We start from the raw sequence: 1,849 nt of genomic DNA on the forward strand, positions 1-1,849 counted from the left end.
CAAGCCGAGCCGCACGGAACGGGTTACCGCTTCACCCTGGGCGCGGGCATCAGCTTCATGCAGCAGCAGCGCGTAGCCGAAGGCGGAGCCGACGATGACAACTGGCCGCAAACGTTTTTTTGCCATCAACCGAATATGCCGTTCATCGCTCCAATATCGCCTTTTATCGGAAGCTGGGCCTGAAAAGCGGAAATCGTTCACGCTTTTCATGAAATAAGGGCCAGCAGAAGCAAAAACCGGGTGTATAAAGCGTCCCGTTGAGAGCAGATCGCAATGTTGCTGGTTGTCCACATGACGTGAAGCGGCAGAGTCTTTGGTGTGAGCAAAGCTCGTTAACCAGAACAAGTTTGCCAATATGTATATTATCTAAACAAGGAATTGGTGCATGATAGGAATGATTGCATACGCCATTTTGGGCGGATTCATCTTGATTGCCGTGTTCATCAGCAACCGGCTGGTCAAAATTTTCGGGTGGTCGCTGTCACCCAATAAATTATTTCTTTTGCGCCTGGGAGTCTTTTTTGGTATATTTTTTATATTGTTTTTTGATCGAATTATCGGCATGATTCAGTTTGAATATATATGTTATCGCAAAGCGACGGTGAAACTTGATCCCGACTGGATAAAAGTGCGACGTGCAAAATTTGAGACAAAAGAGACTAAACTCTGGGGATATCTCGTTCCAACTTCCTGCACGGACTACAAATATCAGGATATAGATAGTGGGAAAGTATTTTTTTCTTTTACACAATGCTCCAGAGGGGGGGGTATTCTCCTCAAGATGATATCCTTTAATGGCAGTTCTGGTGGTGCTTCCTGTGTTGCCAAAGAGATGCCGGATATTTTTCATGCTATTAACGTTGATGCTCTTATAGAGAAAGGAGATTCACAATGAGCTACATTCAATCCGCCTATATCAATGCATTACTTGCAGATGCGGCCTATATAGATTTGCCAATAGGAACTATAGTCCAAGATCAATTGAAAGATAAAGAAGGAACACTATCGAGGCGCATGACGCTCCCATTGGCGAAATTCATAGCCGACAATTTCGAAGTCATTAACACCAGATTGGCTCATGATATTCCGGTGCTGGATTCAGGATTTGACGCCATTGTCTGGAAGGGCCGCAAAGGAACGCCTTATGAAGGTAAAATCTTTCTTTCCGCAAGGGGGACAGAATCAGGCACTGATATGTTGATTGCAGATGTCGACTTAACCATTAATTCATTGGCCCGAAGCCAGGCCATTGATATGATTAACTGGTGGAGCCGGATTACGACAGAAAGAGGTAAACCTGCTTTGCAAGTTGAGTACAAGAATCGATATGTTTACGACGAGCACGCAGGCCATGATATTTTCATTGGAAGGGAATTCGTGCTTGCGCCAGCCGTGCAAGGCGAAGGTCTGATTTCTGCCGAAGATCTAGCGCGCGGCGTGCAAGTCAATGGCCATAGCCTGGGCGGGCACCTGGCCAGTGCGTTTGCGCGCATATTTGGAAGACAAACCCATATTGAGCACATCAGCACATTCAATAGCGCAGGATTTGCGCCAGACGGTGATGCTATTTTTCAGCAGCTTCAAGGACTATTGCCGCAAGAATATGGCTTGCCATCTTTCCCCGATGCGCAATTGCAAAGCAATTATTTTGCGGGCAATGGCATCAACGTCACGACCAATTCCTTTTATTTCAACCAGGTAGGGCGAAGAATTTCCCTGTTTCAGGAAGAAGGCACGGGCCTGACCAACCATTACATGTACCGCCTCACGGACATGCTTGCGCTGGGCAATGCGCTGGAAAAACTCGCGCCTGATTTGAGCATTGAAGCCCTGAACCAAATCGTTTCAT

General features: G+C 46.6%; 2 protein-coding genes and 1 pseudogene. 2 read left to right on the plus strand and 1 reads right to left on the minus strand.

Annotated elements, in window-relative coordinates; all coding sequences use genetic code 11:
- A partial coding sequence (locus QB898_RS12980) for a hypothetical protein (RefSeq protein WP_279525289.1) occupies window positions 1-291 on the minus strand: 291 nt, incomplete at its 3' end.
- Window positions 292-385: 94 nt separating this feature from the next.
- Between QB898_RS12980 and QB898_RS12985 the strand changes: the two genes are divergently transcribed.
- Both QB898_RS12985 and QB898_RS12990 read left to right on the plus strand, forming a co-directional pair.
- Entirely contained in the window at window positions 386-895 is a 510-nt protein-coding gene (locus tag QB898_RS12985) for a hypothetical protein (RefSeq protein ID WP_279525290.1), read from the plus strand.
- Window positions 892-1,849 (plus strand): annotated as a pseudogene (locus QB898_RS12990) (calcium-binding protein); the annotation flags it as partial. The gene QB898_RS12985 and the pseudogene QB898_RS12990, both read left to right, overlap by 4 nt.

This window comes from Ottowia cancrivicina (assembly GCF_029813755.1).
Classification (GTDB): domain Bacteria; phylum Pseudomonadota; class Gammaproteobacteria; order Burkholderiales; family Burkholderiaceae_C; genus Ottowia; species Ottowia massiliensis.

Excerpts from the sequence above, each read along its gene's own strand:
- QB898_RS12985 (WP_279525290.1), top strand. The coding sequence starts at position 386 with ATGATAGGAATGATTGCATACGCCATTTTGGGCGGATTCATCTTGATT.